The 18,861-nt window shown below is 72.6% G+C and carries 19 protein-coding genes; 6 read left to right on the top strand and 13 right to left on the bottom strand.

The features are described from left to right. Positions 1-24: 24 nt before the first annotated feature. From ACIQLL_RS09830 to ACIQLL_RS09855, 6 genes are all read right to left on the bottom strand, one after another. A complete protein-coding gene (locus tag ACIQLL_RS09830) occupies positions 25-2,070 on the bottom strand; it encodes an ABC transporter ATP-binding protein (protein WP_402466127.1) in 2,046 nt (681 codons plus the stop codon). Then, positions 2,067-3,818 (bottom strand): ABC transporter ATP-binding protein, encoded by a 1,752-nt coding sequence (locus tag ACIQLL_RS09835; RefSeq protein ID WP_402466130.1) that lies wholly within the window; start codon positions 3,816-3,818, stop codon positions 2,067-2,069. Before ACIQLL_RS09835 ends, ACIQLL_RS09830 begins: the two co-directional genes overlap by 4 nt. Next, entirely contained in the window at positions 3,818-4,477 is a 660-nt protein-coding gene (locus ACIQLL_RS09840; RefSeq protein ID WP_402466132.1) for a TetR/AcrR family transcriptional regulator, read from the bottom strand. The genes ACIQLL_RS09835 and ACIQLL_RS09840 overlap by 1 nt, the downstream gene beginning before the upstream one ends. Positions 4,478-4,596: 119 nt before the next feature. Beyond that, positions 4,597-5,790, bottom strand: coding sequence for an SPFH domain-containing protein (locus ACIQLL_RS09845; protein ID WP_402466135.1), 1,194 nt, complete (start codon positions 5,788-5,790; stop codon positions 4,597-4,599). 41 nt (positions 5,791-5,831) lie between these two features. Continuing rightward, complete coding sequence (locus ACIQLL_RS09850; protein ID WP_402466138.1) at positions 5,832-6,323, bottom strand: NfeD family protein; 492 nt, start codon at positions 6,321-6,323, stop codon at positions 5,832-5,834. Between the two features lie 91 nt (positions 6,324-6,414). Further along, positions 6,415-7,212, bottom strand: a complete 798-nt coding sequence (locus ACIQLL_RS09855; RefSeq protein ID WP_402466140.1) for an ABC transporter ATP-binding protein — start codon at positions 7,210-7,212, stop codon at positions 6,415-6,417. A 114-nt stretch (positions 7,213-7,326) separates the two neighbouring features. On the opposite strand from ACIQLL_RS09855, the gene ACIQLL_RS09860 reads away from it, so the two are divergent. Then, positions 7,327-8,091: a hypothetical protein gene (locus ACIQLL_RS09860; RefSeq protein ID WP_402466143.1), complete on the top strand. Its 765-nt coding sequence runs from the start codon at positions 7,327-7,329 to the stop codon at positions 8,089-8,091. Positions 8,092-8,120: 29 nt separating this feature from the next. Here the strand turns inward: ACIQLL_RS09860 and ACIQLL_RS09865 are convergent, their stop codons facing one another. From ACIQLL_RS09865 to glgA, 3 genes are all read right to left on the bottom strand, one after another. After that, positions 8,121-9,401 carry a fibronectin type III domain-containing protein gene (locus ACIQLL_RS09865; RefSeq protein WP_402466146.1) on the bottom strand — a complete coding sequence of 427 codons (1,281 nt, stop codon included), beginning with the start codon at positions 9,399-9,401 and terminating at the stop codon, positions 8,121-8,123. Positions 9,402-9,495: 94 nt separating this feature from the next. After that, the gene (locus ACIQLL_RS09870; protein ID WP_402466148.1) at positions 9,496-10,050 is read right to left on the bottom strand and encodes a hypothetical protein; all 555 of its coding nucleotides are present in this window, start codon (positions 10,048-10,050) and stop codon (positions 9,496-9,498) included. 50 nt (positions 10,051-10,100) lie between these two features. Continuing rightward, a complete protein-coding gene (glgA, locus tag ACIQLL_RS09875) occupies positions 10,101-11,327 on the bottom strand; it encodes a glycogen synthase (protein WP_402466150.1) in 1,227 nt (408 codons plus the stop codon). 67 nt (positions 11,328-11,394) lie between these two features. Between glgA and ACIQLL_RS09880 the strand changes: the two genes are divergently transcribed. Both ACIQLL_RS09880 and serB read left to right on the top strand, forming a co-directional pair. Further along, the gene (locus ACIQLL_RS09880; protein WP_402466152.1) at positions 11,395-12,639 is read left to right on the top strand and encodes a glucose-1-phosphate adenylyltransferase; all 1,245 of its coding nucleotides are present in this window, start codon (positions 11,395-11,397) and stop codon (positions 12,637-12,639) included. Then, positions 12,632-13,327 carry a phosphoserine phosphatase SerB gene (gene serB, locus ACIQLL_RS09885; protein WP_402466155.1) on the top strand — a complete coding sequence of 232 codons (696 nt, stop codon included), beginning with the start codon at positions 12,632-12,634 and terminating at the stop codon, positions 13,325-13,327. Before ACIQLL_RS09880 ends, serB begins: the two co-directional genes overlap by 8 nt. 24 nt (positions 13,328-13,351) lie before the next feature. On the opposite strand, the gene ACIQLL_RS09890 is transcribed toward serB, so the two are convergent. From ACIQLL_RS09890 to fabG, 3 genes are read right to left on the bottom strand one after another with little or no spacing between them, the layout of a single operon-like run. Beyond that, positions 13,352-13,906, bottom strand: coding sequence for a SixA phosphatase family protein (locus tag ACIQLL_RS09890; protein WP_402466158.1), 555 nt, complete (start codon positions 13,904-13,906; stop codon positions 13,352-13,354). 10 nt (positions 13,907-13,916) lie between these two features. Further along, the gene (gene fabI, locus ACIQLL_RS09895; RefSeq protein ID WP_402466160.1) at positions 13,917-14,684 is read right to left on the bottom strand and encodes an enoyl-ACP reductase FabI; all 768 of its coding nucleotides are present in this window, start codon (positions 14,682-14,684) and stop codon (positions 13,917-13,919) included. A 60-nt stretch (positions 14,685-14,744) separates the two neighbouring features. Next, positions 14,745-15,470, bottom strand: coding sequence for a 3-oxoacyl-ACP reductase FabG (gene fabG / locus ACIQLL_RS09900; RefSeq protein ID WP_402466162.1), 726 nt, complete (start codon positions 15,468-15,470; stop codon positions 14,745-14,747). Positions 15,471-15,650: 180 nt separating this feature from the next. Between fabG and ACIQLL_RS09905 the strand changes: the two genes are divergently transcribed. From ACIQLL_RS09905 to ACIQLL_RS09915, 3 genes are read left to right on the top strand one after another with little or no spacing between them, the layout of a single operon-like run. After that, positions 15,651-16,061 (top strand): DUF3099 domain-containing protein, encoded by a 411-nt coding sequence (locus tag ACIQLL_RS09905; protein WP_402466165.1) that lies wholly within the window; start codon positions 15,651-15,653, stop codon positions 16,059-16,061. Next, complete coding sequence (locus tag ACIQLL_RS09910) at positions 16,061-16,300, top strand: hypothetical protein (protein ID WP_402466167.1); 240 nt, start codon at positions 16,061-16,063, stop codon at positions 16,298-16,300. Before ACIQLL_RS09905 ends, ACIQLL_RS09910 begins: the two co-directional genes overlap by 1 nt. Further along, entirely contained in the window at positions 16,297-17,190 is an 894-nt protein-coding gene (locus tag ACIQLL_RS09915) for an SURF1 family cytochrome oxidase biogenesis protein (protein WP_402466170.1), read from the top strand. Before ACIQLL_RS09910 ends, ACIQLL_RS09915 begins: the two co-directional genes overlap by 4 nt. On the opposite strand, the gene ACIQLL_RS09920 is transcribed toward ACIQLL_RS09915, so the two are convergent. Next, the gene (locus ACIQLL_RS09920) at positions 17,163-18,761 is read right to left on the bottom strand and encodes an ABC-F family ATP-binding cassette domain-containing protein (protein ID WP_402466172.1); all 1,599 of its coding nucleotides are present in this window, start codon (positions 18,759-18,761) and stop codon (positions 17,163-17,165) included. The genes ACIQLL_RS09915 and ACIQLL_RS09920 overlap by 28 nt on opposite strands. Positions 18,762-18,861 lie beyond the last annotated feature (100 nt).

Genomic DNA, 18,861 nt, shown 5'->3' on the forward strand with positions numbered 1-18,861 from the left:
GACGGGACAGCGCGACGCCGAAGATCACCCGGCGGGTCGAGCTCCCGGTGCCACCCCGGACTCGTCCACCAGCGGGGCGGCGAACTGGCTGGCGTACAGCCGGGCGTAGGCCCCACCGGCCGCGAGCAACCCGTCGTGGTCACCCTGCTCCACGATCCGACCGTGCTCCATGACCACGATCAGGTCGGCCTCACGGATCGTCGAGAGCCGGTGAGCGATGACGAACGAGGTTCGCCCTGCCCGCAACGCGTTCATCGCCTCCTGGACGAGCACCTCGGTACGGGTGTCGACCGAGCTCGTCGCCTCGTCCAGGACGAGGATGTCGGGGTCGGCCAGGAAGGCCCGCGCGATGGTCAGCAGCTGCTTCTCCCCCGCCGACAGCGCGCCGGCGTCGCCGTCGAGCCTCGTGCCGTACCCGTCGGGCAAGGTCCGCACGAAGGGGTCGACGGAGGTGGCCCTGGTGGCCTCGAGGAACCTCTCCTCGTCCACGTCGGCTCCGTCGCGCACGCCGTAGCGCAGGTTCTCCTCGATGGTGCCCTCGAACAGCCAGGTGTCCTGCAGCACCATGCCGACGCGGGACCGGAGGCCGTCCCGGGTCATGCGCCGCGTGTCGACGCCGTCGAGACGGATCTGCCCGCCGTCGATCTCGTAGAACCGCATGAGCAGGTTGACCAGGGTGGTCTTGCCCGCGCCGGTCGGGCCAACGATCGCGATGGTCTGCCCGGGCTCGGCCACGAGGTCCAGGTGCTCGATCAGCGACTCGTCCGGCACGTAGGAGAACGACACGTCGTCGAACTCCACCCGCCCGCGAGGCTCCGCGGGGACCTCGGCCGGCTCCGGGTCCGGGTCCTGCTCGGGAGCGTCGAGCAGCTCGAACACCCGCTCGGCGGACGCGACGCCCGACTGCAGGAGGTTCATCATCGAGGCGATCTGCGTCAGCGGCTGCGTGAACTGGCGCGAGTACTGGATGAACGCCTGGACGTCACCGATGGACAGCTGGCCGGAGGCGACCCGCAGCCCCCCGATCACCGCCACCAGCACGTAGTTGAGGTTCGACAGGAACCCCATCGACGGCTGGATCGTGCCCGAGATGAACTGCGAGCGCCGGGTCGCGTCGTAGACGGCCTCGTTCTCCCGGGCGAACGTCGCGGCGGCGTCGGCCTGGCGACCGTAGACCTTGACCAGCGCGTGCCCGGTGAACATCTCCTCGACGTGGGCGTTGAGCCGCCCGGTGGCCGCCCACTGGGCGACGAACTGCGGCTGGGAGCGCTTGGCGATCGCCATCGTCAGGAACACCGACAGCGGCACGGTCACGAGGGCGACCAGGGCCAGCACCCAGGAGATCCAGAACATCATCGCCAGCACGCCGACCACGGTGAGCAGCGACGTGACGAGCTGCGCCAGCGTCTGGGTCGTGGACTGGGCGACGTTGTCGATGTCGTTGGTGACCCGGGACAGGATGTCGCCCTTGGCCTGCTTGTCGACGTAGCTCAGCGGGATGCGGTGCAGCTTGGCCTCGACGTCGTCGCGCAGGCGCCGCACGGTGTTCTGCACCGCGACGGTCATGAGCCGCGACTGCAGCCAGCCGAAGAGGAACGCCCCGAGGTAGATCACCACCACGCCGGCGAGGATCTGCGCAAGGCGGTCGAAGTCCACCCCCTGACCGGGGACGACGTCGCCCATCGAGGCGAGCATGTCGGCCTGGGTGTCGTCGCCGGTCGCGCGCAGGGCCGCCACGGCCTCGTCGGTGGTGGTGCCGGCCGGCAGCGTCCGGCCCAGCATCTGGCCGACGACCCCGGCGAAGATGACGTTCGTGGCGTCGCCGAGGATCTTGGGGCCCAGCACCGTCAGCGCGACCGACACGATCCCGCTGAGCGTCAGCAGCACGACGCGCGCCCGTTCGGGGCGCATGGTGCCGGCGAACCGGCGCAGGGAGCCGGTGAAGTCCATGGCCTTGGCCGCCGGCATGCCCGCACCGCCGCCCATCGGTCCCCCGCCGGGGCGGGGGCCGCCCGGACGGGGGCCGGCGGGCCGGTCCGCGGCGCCGCGGGACGTCTGCTGGGTGGTCATGATGCCTCCTCGAGGGACATCTGCGACGTGACGATCTCGGCGTACGTCTCGTTGGACTCGAGCAGCTCGGTGTGGGTCCCGCGCCCGACGATCCGGCCGTGGTCGAGCACGAGGATCTGGTCGGCGTCGCGGATCGTGGCGACACGCTGGGCCACCACCAGCACCGTGGCGTCCGACGTCAGCGGTCTCAGGGCCGCGCGCAGCCGGGCGTCGGTGGCGTAGTCGAGCGCTGAGAACGAGTCGTCGAAGAGGTACACGCGGGGCCGGCGGACGACGGCCCGCGCGATCGCGAGCCGCTGCCGCTGGCCGCCGGAGAACGTCGTCCCGCCCTGCGCGACGGGCGCCTGGAGCTTCTCCGGCAGCGCCTCGACGAAGTCCCTCGCCTGCGCGACCTCGAGCGCGGCCCACATCTCCTCCTCCGTGGCGTCCGCCTTGCCGTACCGCAGGTTGTCGGCGACCGTCCCGGAGAAGAGGTAGGCCTTCTGCGGCACGAGCCCGAGCAGGGAGCCCAGGTCGTCGGTGGCCAGGTCACGGACGTCGACGCCGTCGACGGTCACCCGGCCACCCGTGGCGTCGAAGAGTCGCGGCACGAGGTTGAGCAGCGTCGTCTTGCCCGATCCGGTGGACCCGATGATCGCGGTCATCCGGCCCGGTCCGGCGGAGAAGGTGAGCTCGGACAGGACCGGGGCGTCCGCACCCGGGTAGCCGAACTCCACGTTCTCGAAGCGCACGTGACCCCGGGGGCCGGCACCCTCGGACAGCTCCCCCAGCGGCACGGGCCGGTCGGGTTCGACGACGGAGGTGCGGGTGCCCAGGACGTCGCTGATCCGCCCCGCGGCGACCGCGGCGCGGGGGATCATCATGACCATCATCGTGGACATCATCACGGCCATGAGGATGAACATGATGTAGGACAGGAACGCCATCAGCGAGCCCACCTGGAGCTCGCCGGCGTCGACCTCGCCGGCGCCGAACCAGAGCACCGCGACCTGCGACAGGCTCATGATCAGCATGACCATCGGGAAGGCCAGCGCCATGAGCTTGCCCGCGGCCAGGGAGACGTCGTAGAGGCTGGTGTTGGCCCCCGCGAAGCGTTCGACCTCGCGGCGCTCGCGCACGAACGCGCGCACCACCCGCAGCCCCGTGATCTGCTCGCGCAGGACGCCGTTGATGACGTCGATGCGGGCCTGCATGCCGCGGAAGTACGGGACCATGCGCCACATGAGCAGCCCGACGGCGATGCCCAGCACCGGCACGATCACCACGAGCAGCAACGAGAGGGACCCGTCCTCGCGCAGCGCCATGACGATGCCGCCCACCATCATGATCGGTGCCATCACCATGACCGTGAAGGTCATGAGCACGACCATCATCACCTGCTGGACGTCGTTGGTGGTCCGGGTGATCAGGGACGGCGCGCCGAAGTGCCCGAGCTCGCGGGCCGAGAACCCCTGCACCGCGTCGAAGATGTCGCGGCGCAGGTCGCGCCCGAAGGCGGTGGCGGCCCGCGCGCCCAGGAACACCGCGCCGATCGCGCAGACGACCTGCGCGAGGCTGACCAGCAGCATCCATCCGCCGACCCGCATGATGTACGCGGTGTCGCCCGTCGTGACGCCGTCGTCGACGATGTCCGCGTTCAGCGACGGCAGGTACAGGGTGGCCAGGGTCTGGGCGAGCTGCAGCAGGAGCAGCACGCCGACCGCGCCGTAGTAGGGCCGCAGGTAGCGGCGGGCCAGGGCGACGAGCATCAGACCTCCGGGGTCTCGGGCGTGGTGACGATGCCGTGGACGAGGGCGTCGGCCACCACGGCGGCCGACGGGACGGGCAGCGAGGGATCGACGTGACCGTGGGTTCCGGAGATCGCCGCCTCGAGCAGGGCGACGGCGACGTCGACGGGGACGCGGAGGCGGTCGGTGTCGGGGGCCAGGAGCGACTCCACCCCCGCGATCATCGCAGCCCGCTGCGCCGCTCGCTGCTCCATGAGTCGGCGCCGCATCGTCCGAACACCCTCGTGCCCCTCGGGCGAGGTGGGCATCGCCATCGCCAGCCGGCGCAGCACAGCCAACCAGCGCATGACGTCGCCCGCCCGTGAGCGGCCCGCCTCGACGACCCGTGCCAGGCGGTCGGCCAGGGGAAGCTCCAGGTCGATCGCGGCGATCTCCGCGCGGGTCCGTGCCGGGCTCGCCGCGCGGGACAGGCCCTCGGACGCGACGGTCGCGACCAGGGTGCTCTTGTCTCCGAACGCGCGGAAGAGCGTCCCCTCCGCGACGCCGGCGGCATCGGCGAGCTCCCGGGACGTGACGTCCGTGCCGCGCTCCGCCACCAGGGGCAGCACTGCCTCGACGATCGCCGCCCGGCGATCGTCGGGCGCCATCGGCGCCGCGCGGTTCGTCGGGTGCGTCGGCATGCGGACAGCGTAAGTGAGTGAGCACTCACTCAGCAAGTGTCCGCCCGGGCACGCACGACGACGGGGCCCCGCGAGTCGTCGCGGGGCCCCGTCGGACCGGATCGGTCGATCTCGTCGACCTACGGCGTCGGCGGTGCCGGCGGCTCCTCCTCACCGAGCGTGCGCGGGCGAGCGGGCGCCGGCGGTGCCGGCGGCTCCTCCCCTGCCGGGCGCTGTCCGCGCTCGACGCCGCGCTCGAACGGTGCGCCCGACCGCGTGCCCGAGCTGGTGGCGTCGGCCGTGGCGGCTTCTGCCTGACGCCGCGCCTCGGCGAGGGCCTCGCCCGGGTCCTGGAGCCCGGACCCGCCCAGCGCGGCACGGAGCGCCGCGCCGGCGCCGCTGTCGCTCGAGTCGTCGTCGTCGGAGGGCTCGGCCGGGATGCCGGGCGTGCCGGGCGTACCGCCGAAGCCCTTGGCGATGGAGCCCAGCGCGGCGGTGAACTCGGTGGGCACGACCCACAGCTTGGACGAGCTGCCGTTGGCGATCTCCGGCAGCATCTGCAGGTACTGGTAGGCCAGCAGCTTCGGGTCCGGGTTGCCCTCGTGGATGGCCCCGAAGACCTGCAGGATGGCCCGGGCCTCACCTTCGGCGGAGAGGATCTGCGACTGCGCGTCACCCTCGGCCCGCAGGATCTGGGACTGCTTCTCACCCTCGGCCGTGAGGATCTGGGACTGCTTGACGCCCTCGGCCGTGAGGATCGCGGCCCGGCGGTCGCGCTCGGCGCGCATCTGCTGCTCCATCGCGCCCTGCACGGAGGCCGGCGGCTCGATGGACTTGAGCTCGACGCGGTTGACGCGCACACCCCACCGCCCGGTGGCCTCGTCCAGCACGCCGCGGAGCTGACCGTTGATCTGGTCGCGGCTCGTCAGCGTCTGCTCGAGGTCCATGGACCCGACGACGTTACGCAGCGTGGTGACCGTGAGCTGCTCGATACCGGTGATGTAGTTCGAGATCTCGTAGACCGCGGCGCGCGGCTCGGTGACCTGGAAGTAGATGACGGTGTCGATGCTCACCACGAGGTTGTCGGACGTGATGACCGGCTGCGGGGGGAAGGAGACCACCTGCTCGCGCAGGTCGACGCCGGCGCGCACCTTGTCGATGAAGGGCACGAGCCAGTGCAGACCGGGCTCGAAGGTCTTCTGGTAGCGGCCGAGACGCTCGATGATGAGCGCGGTGGCCTGGGGCACGACGCGGACCATCTTGAACAGCGCCGTGACCACGAAGATCACGAGCGCGAGCAGGACGACCCAGCCGATGATGGTCTGTGGATCCACGAAGGACTCTTTCCGTTGGTGGTGGGGAGAAGGAGGTGCGCTCACACGGCCCGGTCGCCCGCACCGTCGGTCGGTGCGCTGGGTGCCGACGCCGGCTGCACGACGGCGGTGGCGCCGTCGATCGCGACCACCCGCACCTCGGTGCCCTCGGGGACCCGGCCCGAGCTGTTGGGGAGGCCGTCGTCCGGGAGGCGTGCCGACCAGACCTCACCGGAGAGCTTGACCCGGCCCCCGGTCTCGGTGACCTCGGACAGCGCCACGGCGAGCCGTCCGACCTGGGCGGCCACGTTGGTCTCGACCACCGGTGTGCGCCGACGCAGGTTCTGCAGGAGCCAGGGGCGCAGTGTGACCAGCAGCAGCACCGCGACCACGCAGGCCACGACGATCTGCAGCCAGATCGGCCCACCCGCGGCACCCGTGATGCCGCCGGCCACCGCGCCGCCGGCCAGCATGATGAAGACGAGGTCGAGCGAGAGCATCTCGATCACGGCCAGGACGAGCGCCCCGCCGATCCACCACAGCCAGCCGTCCATGATTTCCTCCGACCACATCGTCTGCTTTGGTCAAAAAATACCAAAGAACCATCGCCCCCCGATAGCACCGGCGGGCCGGGGTGGCGAACCGTCAGCGCTGGTTCGACCGCGCGGCACGGGCGAGCCAGCGGCCTCCGCCGTGCGCCACGAGCAGGTCCATCCCGAACGCCTTCGACAGGTTCTCCGCCGTGAGGACCTCCTCGAGGGGTCCGGCCGCCTCGACGTGCCCGTCGCCGAGCAGCAGCAGGTGCGTGAACCCCGGCGGGATCTCCTCGACGTGGTGGGTCACGACGACCAGGACGGGCGACGCGGGATCGGACGCCAGCTCCGACAGGGCGCCGACCAGCTCCTCGCGCCCGGCGAGGTCCAGGCCGGCGGCCGGCTCGTCCAGGAGCAGCACCTCCGGGTCGGTCATCAGCGCGCGGGCGATCTGCACCCGCTTGCGCTCGCCCTCGCTCAGCGTGCCGTAGCGCCGGTCGACGAGGTGCGCGACGTCGAACGCCGCCAGCAGCGCGGCCGCCTGCTCGGTGTCGGGCTCCTCGTACTCCTCGCGCCATCGACCGGTCACGCCGTACGCGGCCGTCAGGACGACGTCGCGCACCGTCTCCCCCGCGGGGATCCGGTCGGCGAGCGCCGCCGACGAGAAGCCGATCCGCGGCCGCAGCTCGAAGACGTCCACCCGGCCCAGGCGCTCGCCCAGCAGGTCCACGGTGCCGGCCGTGGGGAAGGAACGCGCGGCGAGGATCTGCAGCAGCGTCGTCTTGCCGGCCCCGTTGGGGCCGAGCACGATCCAGCGCTCCCCCTCGGACACGGTCCAGTCGATCGAGTCGACGATGGTCGAGGTGCCCCGGCGGACGGTGACACCCTGCAGGTCGAGTACCGCGCTCATGGTGCCCGACCCTACCGGAGCGGAGGCCCGGGCCGGACCGCCCGCGGACCGGCCTCGGGTCCGTCAGGCGTCGTCGCGCGCGCCCCGGGGCGCCGGGCGTCTATCGTGCGGTGGATGAGCGAGTCCACCGCCCTGCCGCGCAGCGTCGTGCTGGCCCTGTGGCTGCAGTCCGCCGGCGCCTCGCACGGTCTCGCCGTGCGGTCGGTGACCGACGACGACGAACCGCACACCGTCGTCGGGCTGCCCGGCAGCGCGGACGAGTCGTCGCTGGCCGAGCTGGTCGCGGTGTTCTCCGCCGGGCCGCGCGAGGTCTGCGCCGTGCTGCCCGCGCCCGGCGATCCCTCGGGGGTCCCCGCAGCGGCGAGCGCCGGGGCGACGGAGGCCGGCGAGTGCGTGCTGCTGTCCACACCCGACGGCTCGTGGGCCGTGGTGCCGCGTGTGACGTTCTTCGGCAGCGACCTGGAGCCCGGTCATCTCGTGTCCTGGGAGGTCGTCGAGGTGCCGCCGTGGTCCGCCCTGGTGGCGGGCACGCTGGGCTCGCTGGCCGAGGCCGAGCGCGATCTGCGCAGCAGCCTGGTGGTCGCCACCGAGGCGCTGGACGCCCTGGACGTGGCGCAGTGGCGCGACGACGCCGCGGACGCGATCGACCGGGTGCGCAGCTCGACGACGGCCGGCTGGCCCGTGCCGGAGCTCGACGGCCGACGCGCCCGGGTGCTGCAGCTCGCCTGGAAGCTGCTGGCCATCATCGACCTCGCGCGCGCCGACGACGGCGGCGCGGTCAACCTCTGGCAGGCCGACCAGCGCTCGACGGCGTTGCGCGAGGTGGAGCGCACGGCCCGTCGGGCGCTCGGGGCCGCCACCTACGCCTCGGTGGGCTGACGGGACGAGCGACCGACGGGCCACTCCGGTCAGCGGTCGCGAACGACCTTCTGCCCACCGGACCGGTCGATCTCGAACGCGTCGACCACGTCGCCGTCCACCGTGCGCGCCTCGTAGGTGAGCTGGTCACCGTCCACGGAGACCACCTGGTAGGTCTGCGTGTCGCCCAGCTGGGTGCGCACGCGGGCGCGACCCAGGTTCCAGTCGAACGGGGTCGGCTCGTACATCTTGGGGCCCGTCACCGAGACGACGTACACCGGACCGGTCGTGACGCCCGCCCGGCTGGTCTCGTGGGCCCGCAGACCCCCGCGCCCGTAGGAGTGGTCGTGGCCCTGCAGCACGAGGTCGACGTCGTGCTCCTCGAGGACGTCGAGCCAGAACCGCCGGACGATGGCGCCGCTGCGGCCCTCGGAGTTGGCGAAGACGGGCTGGTGGAACGCGACCACGGTCCACTCGTTCGGGTTGTCGGCCAGCACACCGTCGAGCCAGGCCTCCTGGTCCTCCATCCAGTCGGTGACGTCGAACCAGGGGGCGTTCGTGTAGTTCGAGTTCAGCGCGACGAACCGCACCCCCTGGTAGTCGGTGTACCAGACGGTGTCGTCCAGGTCGTCGTCGCCCGGCCCGTTCCCGGTGCCGGGGAACTGCTTGTCCCACACCGTCGAGACGTCCCAGTCGTCGTACTCGTGGTTGCCGATCGCGGTGACGTGGTTGACGGTCGAGGCGCCGTCGCCCTGGGCGGCGAACCACTCGTCCCACTCGTCGTCGTCGTCCGCGTGGTTGATCAGGTCACCGGCGTGGACGGCGACCTTGGCGTCGGGCACGGCCGCGTACGCGGCACGCACCACGGGTGCCGCCCCGGCCGTGATGTCGTTCTGCACGTCGCCGAAGTACAGGAACTCGAACGGCTCGCCGGCGGCGTCCGCCGTGGTCAGCTCGTACCAGTCGCTCCACGTCACGCCGTCGCCGACCCGGTAGCGGTACGTCTCCCCCGGCTCGAGCCCGGTCAGCGTGGCCCGGTGGTAGGACCCGCCTCCCGCGCGGCCGGTCCCGGTCCCCGGCGTCGTGGTGACCGTGCCGCCGGCCGCGGGAGCGTGCTGCACGACGGCGGGGGTGTCCTCCGCCGTGCGCCAGGTGATCGTCTGTGACGTCGCCGGGGTGGTCGTCGGGGTCAGGGTGACGCGCTGCGGGTCGGTGGGCGTGGCTGCCCCGGCTGCGACGTCGGTGGCGCCGACGGCGAGCGCTGCAGCGAGCACGACGGTGGCGGCGGTCCGGGCGCGGCGGGTGGACGGGCGGTGGCGGGACGGGGTCACGGGAGCCTCCTCGGTCGGGTGATCGGCTCCTCCAGCCTCCCGACCGCGGGCGTCGGCCGGGTGAACCCGGCCGGAACAGCGGCAGAACCTCCGGTCAGGCGCCGGCCGAGCGCACGTCCTGGAACACGAGCCACACGAAGGCCGCGATCGCCACGGGCAGCAGGATGCGGCCGACCGTCTCCAGCAGGGCGAGCTGGCGGCCGAGGACGCCGCAGCGGCGCACGGCCTCGTGCTGCACGGCGTACGACCAGCGGACCGAGCGGTAGCCCGCCGAGAGGTAGGCCAGGTCGATGAGCCGGCGCCCGCGCGAGGTCGCCTCGGTCCCCGCGACCCACGCCCCCTGTGCCAGCGGCGCGGCGAGCGCCAGACCGGTGAGGTTGACCAGGATCCGCAGCGCCCAGCCCAGCGCCAGGAGCGCCAGCGGGGACAGGACGAGGGCGAAGAACTGCGCCGGGCTGGTCAGCCGCTCGATGGACTCGGCGTTGAACTCCCCGTTGACCCAGGCCACGGCGGCACCGATCGTGATGATCGGCCAGACGGCGCGGCGCACGACGCGCAGCACCAGGAGGGTCGCCGCGTCCACCGACCCGGGGCGCAGGAACGCGGCGGGACGGACCTGCTCCTCGGGGCTGAAGGGATAGGCGCGCACCCGCACATCCTCGCAGAGGCCCTGCGAACCCCGGTGCCGCCGTGCTGCCCTCACGCGTCGAGCACGGCCCGGTAGACGTCCATCGTCCGCTCGGCGATGGAGGCCCACGCGAACTCCTGCGCCGCACGGCGCCGGCCCGCCGCCCCCATCCGCCGGGCACCCTCCGGGTCCGCGACGACGTCGGTCAGGGCCCGCGCCAGGTCCCCCACGAACCGGTCCGGGTCCAGCGGCGTCCCCGTGCCGTCGTCGGCCTGCTCGATCGGCACCAGCCGACCCGTGACGCCGTCGTCGACGACCTCCGGGATCCCCCCGGTCGCGGTGCCGACCACCGGCAGGCCGACCGCCATCGCCTCGAGGTTGACGATCCCGAGGGGTTCGTACACCGACGGGCACGCGAAGACCGTGGCGGAGGCCAGCACCGCGCACAGCTCCGGCCGGGGCAGCATCTCCTCGATCCAGACGACGCCCGCGCCCGCGCCACCGCCGCGCGCCGCGCGCAGCTCGTCGACCAGCCCCCGCACCTCGGCCATGATCTCCGGGGTGTCGGGCGCACCGGCGCAGACGATCACCTGGACCTCCGGCGGCAGCAGCGCGGCTGCGCGCAGGAAGTGCGGCAGGCCCTTCTGCCGGGTGATGCGGCCGACGAAGACGACGGCCGGGCGCGCCGGGTCGATCCCGTGCGCCGCGGCGACCCGGGCGGTCTCGTCCGGCCCCGGCCGCACCCAGGCGTCCAGGTCGATGCCGTTGTGCACCACGTGCACCCGTGCGGGATCCAGCGCGGGGTAGCAGCGCAGGATGTCCGCACGCATGCCCGCGGAGACCGCGATGATCCCGGCAGCACCCAGGTAGGCGGTGCGCTCCGCCCAGCTCGAGACGGCGTACCCGCCTCCGAGCTGCTCGGCCTTCCAGGGGCGCAGCGGTTCGAGGGAGTGCGCGGTGACCACGTGTGGCACGCCGTGCAGCAGGCCGCCCAGGTGCCCGGCCATGTTCGCGTACCAGGTGTGCGAGTGCACGACGTCGGCGCCCGCCACGTCGTCGGCCATGGCCAGGTCGACGCCGAGGGTCGCCAGCGACGCGTTCGCGCCGGCCAGGGTGGCCGGCACGTCGTACCCGGTGACGGCGTCGGCGTCAGGTCGCGGACCGTCGAAGCAGCGGACCCGGACGTCGGCGTGGCGGCGCAGGACGGCGGAGAGCTCGGCGACGTGGACGCCGGCACCTCCGTAGACGTGGGGCGGGAACTCACGGGTCAGCAGGTCGACCCTCGGCTGGGTGCTCACGCCGCCAACGTAGCGCTCCTCGACGCGTCGTGCGGCAACGGCGTCCCGGACGCCCTAGGGTCGGGGCATGGCGTCGTCACACCCGCGGGTCCTGGCCATCGTCCTCGCCGGCGGCGAGGGCAAAAGACTCATGCCCCTGACGGCCCAGCGCGCCAAGCCCGCGGTGCCGTTCGGCGGCATCTACCGGCTCGTGGACTTCGCCCTGTCGAACATCATCAACTCCCACTACCTGCACGTCGTGGTGCTGACGCAGTACAAGTCGCACTCCCTGGACCGGCACATCACCAAGACGTGGCGCATGTCGTCCCTGCTGGGCAACTTCGTGGCGTCCGTGCCCGCCCAGCAGCGTGTCGGCAAGCACTGGTACCTCGGGTCGGCGGACGCGATCTACCAGTGCCTGAACATCATCGACGACGAACGGCCCGACATCGTGGTCGTGGTCGGCGCGGACCACGTGTACCGGATGGACTTCTCCCAGATGGTCGAGGCGCACGTGGCCTCCGGGGCGCGGGCCACGGTCGCCGCGATCCGCCAGCCCATCGCGCTGGCCGACCAGTTCGGCGTCATCGACGTCGACCCGGCCGACCCGACCCGCATCCGCGAGTTCCTCGAGAAGCCGGTCGACCCCGTCGGGCTTCCCGACTCCCCCACCGAGGTCCTGGCCTCGATGGGCAACTACGTCTTCGACACCGACGCCCTGGTCGAGGCCGTCACGAAGGACTCCACGGACCCCGACTCCCGGCACGACATGGGCGGTGACATCGTCCCCGCGTTCGTGGCCGACGGCACCGCGGGCGTCTACGACTTCATCCGCAACGACGTGCCCGGGTCCACCGACCGAGACCGCGACTACTGGCGTGACGTCGGCACCATCGACGCCTACTTCGACGCCAACAAGGACCTCATCGCCGTCCAGCCCGTCTTCAACCTGTACAACGAGGACTGGCCGCTGTTCACGGGCTACACGGGGCTGCCCCCGGCGAAGTTCGTGCACGCCGGCCCCGGCCGGCTGGGCCACGCCGCCGACTCGATCGTCTCACCTGGTGTCCTCGTCTCCGGTGCGACCGTCGCAGGGTCCATCCTGTCCCCGGGCGTGCACCTGCACTCCTGGGCGACGGTCACGGACTCCGTGCTGATGGACGGCGTCCAGGTGCACCGGCACGCCCAGGTGCACCGCGCCATCCTCGACAAGTTCGTGATGGTGGACGAACGGGCCCGGATCGGCGTCGACCACGAGGAGGACCGGGCCCGGGGATTCACCGTCACGGACTCGGGGATCACCGTCGTCCCGAAGGGTTCCCACGTTGCCTGAGAGCGCCTCCAGCGCCCCCACCCCGCAGTCCTCCCGCACTCCCCGCCGTCGGCGGCTGGTCGTCACCGACGTCGACTCGACCTTCCTGACGCAGGAGGTCATCGAGCTCATCGCCGACCACGCCGGGACCCGCGAGCAGGTCGCCGCCGTCACCGAGCGGGCGATGCGGGGCGAGCTGGACTTCGCCGCGTCGCTGCGCGAGCGGGTCGCCACCCTCGCCGGCCTCCCCGTCAGCGCCCTCGACGCCGTGCGGGACGCCGTCGTGCTCACGCCCGGCGCTGCCGAGCTCGTCGCCGAGGTGCAGCGCCGCGGGTGGGAGTTCGGGCTCGTCTCCGGCGGGTTCGCGGAGATCCTCGCCCCGCTCGCGAGCTCGCTCGGCATCACCCGGTGGCGTGCCAACCGGCTGGAGTCCGTCGACGGCGTGCTGACCGGCCGGACGGTCGGCCCGGTGGTGGACCGCGCCGACAAGGAGGCCACGCTGCGCGCGTGGGCGGCCGAGCTCGGGCTCGGCACGGCCGACACCGTCGCCGTCGGCGACGGCGCCAACGACCTGGACATGATCGGTGCGGCGGGCATCGGGATCGCGTTCGCCGCCAAGCCGCTCGTGCGGGAGCAGGCGCCGTACAGCATCGACGGCCCCCGTCTGGACGAGGTGCTGCGGGTCATCGACGAGGTGGACGGCGCCTGACGGCACCGTGGGCCCGGCGGGGCCTCAGGAGGGCCGGCCGACCCGCACCAGCGTCGCCGACTTCTTGCCCCACTTGCGCCACGGCACGTCGACCGCGCTCAGCACCGAGAACGTCGCGGTCGGGACGCCCACGCGCACCTGCGCCAGCGCGGCGTCGTCCGACGCCTTGTCCGCGAGATGGGCTGCCGTGGCGGCCATCGTCGGCTCGTGCCCGATCACCAGGAGCGTGCGCACCGCCGGGTCGACGGTGCGCACCAGGTCCAGGACGTCGGACACGCTCGCGGCGTAGAGCTGGGGGCACAGCTCGAAGGGCAGGTCCTGCGACCCGCCGAGGTGGCGGCGGGCCAGCTCCCACGTCTGCCGGGTGCGCAGGGCGGTGGAGACCAGGGTGCGGTCCGGTACGAGGCCCGCCGCGGTGAGCGCCATGCCCACCCGGCTCGCCTGCTTGCGCCCGTTCGGCGCCAACGACCGCTCCGCGTCGGGGACCGACCCCTTGCCGGGCTCGGCCTTGGCATGCCGCAGCAGCACGAGACGACGCCCCGGCACGGGTGCGTCGTGCGCGTGCTTCGGCTGCTTCATGGTGCTGCCGTCACTGTCCCATCGCGTGGACGCCGCCGTCGACGTGGACGATCTCGCCCGTCGTGGCGGGGAACCAGTCGGACAGCAGCGCCACGACCGCGCGAGCCGCGGGCTCCGCCGTCGTCTGGTCCCAGCCGAGCGGGGCGCGCTGCGGCCAGTTCTCCTCCATGGTCTCGAAGCCCGGGATGGACTTCGCCGCCGTGGTGCGGATCGGTCCCGCCGAGACCAGGTTCGCCCGGATCCCGTGCGGACCCAGGTCCCGGGCGACGTAGCGGTTCGCGGACTCCAGACCGGCCTTGGCCACCCCCATCCAGTCGTAGACGGGCCAGGCGAACTGGGCGTCGAACGTCAGGCCGACGTAGGCACCGCCGCCGGTCATCAGCGGCTGCGCCGCGGTGATGAGCGAGGTGTAGGAGTAGGTGGAGATCTGCATGGCCGTGGCGACGTCGTCCCACTGCGCCGACAGGAAGTTGCCGCCCATCACGGACTGGGGTGCGAAACCGATCGAGTGCACGACGCCGTCGAGGCGGTCGGTGTGCTCACCGACCTGGTCGGCCAGGGTCGCCAGGTCGTCGGCGCTGGTCACGTCGAGCTGGACGACGGGCGCCGTGACCGGCAGACGCTTGGCGAACGCCTGGGTGAGCTTCATCTGGCGCCCGAAGGAGGTGAGCACCACCTCGGCACCCTCGGACTGGGCGAGACGCGCGGCGTGGAAGGCGATCGAGCTGTCCGTGAGGACGCCGGTGATGAGCAGCTTCTTGCCGTCGAGCAGAGCCATGATGACCTTTCGGTGAAGTTCTGTGGGGAGCGTATCGGGCGCAGCGCCCGTTTGGACAGTTCAGTGACCCATGCCCAGGCCGCCGTCGACGGGGATCACGGCACCCGAGACGTAGGCCGCGGCGTCGGAGGCGAGGAACTCCACGACGCCCGCCACCTCGGTGGTGGAGGCGAAGCGGCCGGCCGGGATCGAGGCCTGGTACTTCTTCCGGGTGTCCTCGGGCAGCGCCGCGGTCATGTCCGTCTCGACGAAGCCGGGTGCCACGACGTTCGCGGTGATCCCGCGTCCGCCCAGCTCCCGCGTCACGGAACGGGCCATGCCGACCAGCGCGGCCTTGGTGGCCGAGTAGTTGACCTGGCCCGGGCCTCCGTACAGGCCCACGACCGACCCGATGAGGACGATGCGCCCCGACCGCGCCCGGATCATGCCCTTCGAGGCACGCCGCACGCAGCGGAAGGTGCCCGTGAGGTTCACGTCGACCACCTGGTCGAACTCCTCGTCGCTCATGCGCATCAGGAGCTGGTCGCGGGTCACGCCGGCGTTGGCCACCAGCACCGCCGGCACGCCCAGCCGCTGCTCGATCTCGGCGAACGCCGCGTCGACGGCGGCGCTGTCGGTGACGTCGGCCACGAACCCGTGCACGCCGTCGGGCAGGTCGCCGCCGCGGTACAGCGTGGCGACCGTGTCGCCGGCGGCCACGAAGCGCTCGGCGATGGCGCGGCCGATCCCCCGGGCCGCCCCGGTCACGACCACGACCCGGCCTGCGTCCGACTGCTGCTCTGCCACGAGGGGCTCCTCTCGACGACGGGCCAGGCCCGGGCGCACCCGGCGTGCACCGGTGCGACCGTACCCCGCCGGGTCACCAGTCCCGCGCTGCCGACGCGTCCTACGTCGCCCCCAGCCTTTGTGGGATTCCTCCAAGGCCGAGGCGTCGGCGGCCTCCCCCGGCGGCCGTAGACTGGACGGGTGAGCACGTCCCGCCCGCCCGAGGCCACCTCGATCACGGCGGTCCCGGCGAGCATGGCCGAGGACCAGGGACGCCGCCTGCGCCAGTATCTGTGGCAGATGGGGGTACGGCTGGTGCTCATCGTCGCGGCCGTCTTCGTGCGCGACAGCTGGCTGTTCTGGGTCTGCATCGCCGGTGCCGTCCTGCTGCCGTACACGGCCGTGATCTTCGCCAACGCGGGCCGCGACCGGTCCACCCACGAGGTCTCCGCCGTCCCGCCGACGCCGCCCGCCGAGCTCCCCGCGAGCCCGACGCCCCGCGCCGAGGACCACCACCGGGTGGTGGACCACGTCGCCGATCCCTCCCCCGGCACGCCGAGGGCCGGCGCGGAGCAGCCGGACGACGACGACACCGACCGGAAGGACGCCTGATGGACGTACTCGGCCTGGGCGCCGACCCCGTCGCCGACGACGCCCTCGTGTGCTCCGCCAAGGGCTGCCGGGCCGAGGCGCGCTGGGGCCTGCTGTGGAACAACCCGAAGCTGCACACGCCCGAGCGGCGCAAGGTGTGGCTCGCCTGCGACGAGCACCGCGAGCACCTCGAGCAGTTCCTCGGCGCGCGCGGGTTCTGGAAGCAGACCGTGGGGGTCGACGACCTGGAGCGCGTGTGAGGCGCACCCGCCGGCAGTGGGTCACCCTCGGACTGGCCGCCGTGCTCCTGGCCGCCCTGTGCGTGCTGGCCGCGTTCTGGCAGTGGCACCGGTACACCGACCGGGAGGCCCAGATCCACCTCGTCGAATCCAACTACACGTCCGAGCCCGTCCCCCTGGACGAGGTGCTGTCCGGGCCCGGCGACGTCCTGGACGCCGACGACGAGTGGCGTCCCGCCGTCGTCGTCGGCACCTACGTCCCGGACGACACGGTGCTGCTGCGCAACCGTCCGGTGAACGGCACACCGGGGTTCCACGTGCTCGTCCCCCTGCGCACGGTGCTCGACGGCGAGGCGGCCGTGCTGGTCGTGGACCGTGGGTTCGTGCCGCTCGGCCAGGACGCCAGCGGGCCCGCGGCCGTGCCGGACCCGCCCGCGGGCGAGGTGGCGGTCACCGTCACGCTCCGCCCCGACGAGCCGGCCTCCGACCGCGGGGCCCCCGCGGGGCAGGTGCAGCGCATCAACACCGCCCAGGTCCTGGCCACCCTGCCCGACGGCGGCGCGTGGGCCGACGGCGCGGCCGTCGGTGCGTACGGGCAGATGCGCGCCGAGGACCCGGCCGCCGCCGAGCGGCTCGTGCCGACGCCCCGCCCCGACACCGACCCCGGGTCGCACCTGAGCTACACGTTCCAGTGGGCGATCTTCGCCCTCGGCGCCGTCGGGGGGTACGTCGCGCTGTGGCGGCGCGAGACGCGCGGCGTGACCGTCACCGCCGGCGAGCTCCTGGCGGCCGAGGACCCGAAGGGGGCCTCACGGCCGCGGCGGGAGCGCACCCGGCGCCGGCACGTGGATGAGGAGCACGAGGACGCCCTCGTCGACGCCGCTCAGGCCAGGGACACGAGCTCCGCGTAGTCGTCCGACCACAGGTCCTCGTCGCCGTCCGGCAGCAGCAGCACGCGCTCCGGGTTGAGCGCCTCGACCGCGCCGTCGTCGTGCGTCACCATGATGACCGCGCCCTCGTAGGTGTTCAGCGCACCGAGGATCTCGCGGCGCGAGGCCGGGTCCAGGTTGTTCGTCGGCTCGTCCAGCAGCAGCACGTTCGCGCTGGAGACCACGAGCGTGGCGAGCGCCAGGCGCGTCTTCTCGCCACCGGACAGCACGTGCGCCGGCTTCTCGGCGTCGTCGCCGGAGAAGAGGAACGACCCGAGCGTGGTACGGACCTGGGTGTCGGTGAGGTCCGGGGCGCTGTGCCGCAGGTTCTCCACCACGGTGGCGTCCATGTCGAGCATGTCGTGCTCCTGGGCGTAGTAGCCCATCTTGAGCCCGTGGCCCGGCAGCACCTCACCCGTGTCCGGCGTCTCCACGCCTGCCAGCAGGCGCAGCATCGTCGTCTTGCCCGCACCGTTCAGACCGAGGATGACCACACGGGAACCGCGGTCGATCGCCAGGTCGACCCCGGCGAAGACCTCGAGCGAGCCGTAGCTCTTGGACAGCTCGCGCGCCGTGAGCGGCGTCTTGCCGCAGGGCGCCGGCTTCGGGAACCGCAGGGCGGCCACCTTGTCCGTCTGGCGCTCCCCCTCGGTGCCGGCCAGCATGCGCTCGGCCCGCTTGATCATGTTCTGCGCGGCGGTCGCCTTGGACGCCTTCGCCCGCATCTTGTTGGCCTGGGCCATCAGGGTGCCGGCCTTCTTCTCGGCGTTGGCGCGCTCACGCCGACGACGCCGCTCGTCCTGCTCGCGCTGGGCGACGTAGCCGTCCCAGCCGAGGCTGTACTGGTCGAGCTCGCCACGGTTGGCGTCCAGGTGGAACACCTTGTTGACCGTCGCGCGCAGCAGCTCGACGTCGTGGGAGATGACGATGAAGCCACCGGAGTACGACTTGAGGTAGTCGCGCAGCCAGACGATGGAGTCGGCGTCGAGGTGGTTGGTGGGCTCGTCCAGCAGCAGGGTGTCGACGCCGGAGAACAGGATCCGCGCCAGCTCGATGCGACGGCGCTGCCCGCCGGAGAGCGTGTGCAGCGGCTGGGCGAGGATGCGGTCGTCCAGCGCGAGGTTGCTCGTGATCCGGTGCGCCTCGGACTCCGCCGAGTAGCCGCCGGCCGCGAGGAACCGCGTCTCCAGCTTCGGGTACCGCTCCAGGGCGGCCGCCTGGACGTCGGCGTCCTCGCTGGCCATCTCCTTCTCCGCCGCCCGCATCTTCGCGACGATCTTGTCGAGGCCGCGAGCGCTGAGCACCCGGTCCATCGCGATGACGTCGAGGTCGCCGGTACGCGGGTCCTGCGGCAGGTAGCCGATCTCGTTGCCGCGGGAGATGGTGCCCCCCGCCGGCAGGGTCTCGCCCGCGAGGGTCTTGGTGAGCGTGGTCTTGCCGGCCCCGTTGCGGCCGACGAGGCCGACGCGGTCGCCCGGAGCCACGCGGAACGTGGCCTCGTGCAGCAGGACGCGGGCGCCGAAGCGCAGCTCGACGCCGTGGGCGGTGATCAAGGCAGGGGTGTCCTTCGAAAGAGTGCAGGGGATCCGCCGCCAGTCTACGGGCCGGGGTGCGGCCGGTGCAGCGACCTGCGTCACGACGTCCCGGCGCCGG

Source organism: Isoptericola aurantiacus (assembly GCF_044769875.1).
Taxonomy (GTDB): domain Bacteria; phylum Actinomycetota; class Actinomycetes; order Actinomycetales; family Cellulomonadaceae; genus Isoptericola; species Isoptericola aurantiacus.

Bases quoted from the DNA above. Each gene is read 5' to 3' on its own strand.
- ACIQLL_RS09850 (WP_402466138.1), bottom strand. From the start codon at position 6,323: ATGGACGGCTGGCTGTGGTGGATCGGCGGGGCGCTCGTCCTGGCCGTG.
- ACIQLL_RS09855 (WP_402466140.1), bottom strand. From the start codon at position 7,212: ATGAGCGCGGTACTCGACCTGCAGGGTGTCACCGTCCGCCGGGGCACC.
- ACIQLL_RS09910 (WP_402466167.1), top strand. From the start codon at position 16,061: ATGGACGTACTCGGCCTGGGCGCCGACCCCGTCGCCGACGACGCCCTC.
- fabI (WP_402466160.1), bottom strand. From the start codon at position 14,684: ATGGCTCTGCTCGACGGCAAGAAGCTGCTCATCACCGGCGTCCTCACG.
- ACIQLL_RS09830 (WP_402466127.1), bottom strand. From the start codon at position 2,070: ATGACCACCCAGCAGACGTCCCGCGGCGCCGCGGACCGGCCCGCCGGC.
- ACIQLL_RS09880 (WP_402466152.1), top strand. From the start codon at position 11,395: ATGGCGTCGTCACACCCGCGGGTCCTGGCCATCGTCCTCGCCGGCGGC.
- ACIQLL_RS09890 (WP_402466158.1), bottom strand. From the start codon at position 13,906: ATGAAGCAGCCGAAGCACGCGCACGACGCACCCGTGCCGGGGCGTCGT.
- ACIQLL_RS09860 (WP_402466143.1), top strand. From the start codon at position 7,327: ATGAGCGAGTCCACCGCCCTGCCGCGCAGCGTCGTGCTGGCCCTGTGG.
- ACIQLL_RS09840 (WP_402466132.1), bottom strand. From the start codon at position 4,477: ATGCCGACGCACCCGACGAACCGCGCGGCGCCGATGGCGCCCGACGAT.
- ACIQLL_RS09835 (WP_402466130.1), bottom strand. From the start codon at position 3,818: ATGCTCGTCGCCCTGGCCCGCCGCTACCTGCGGCCCTACTACGGCGCG.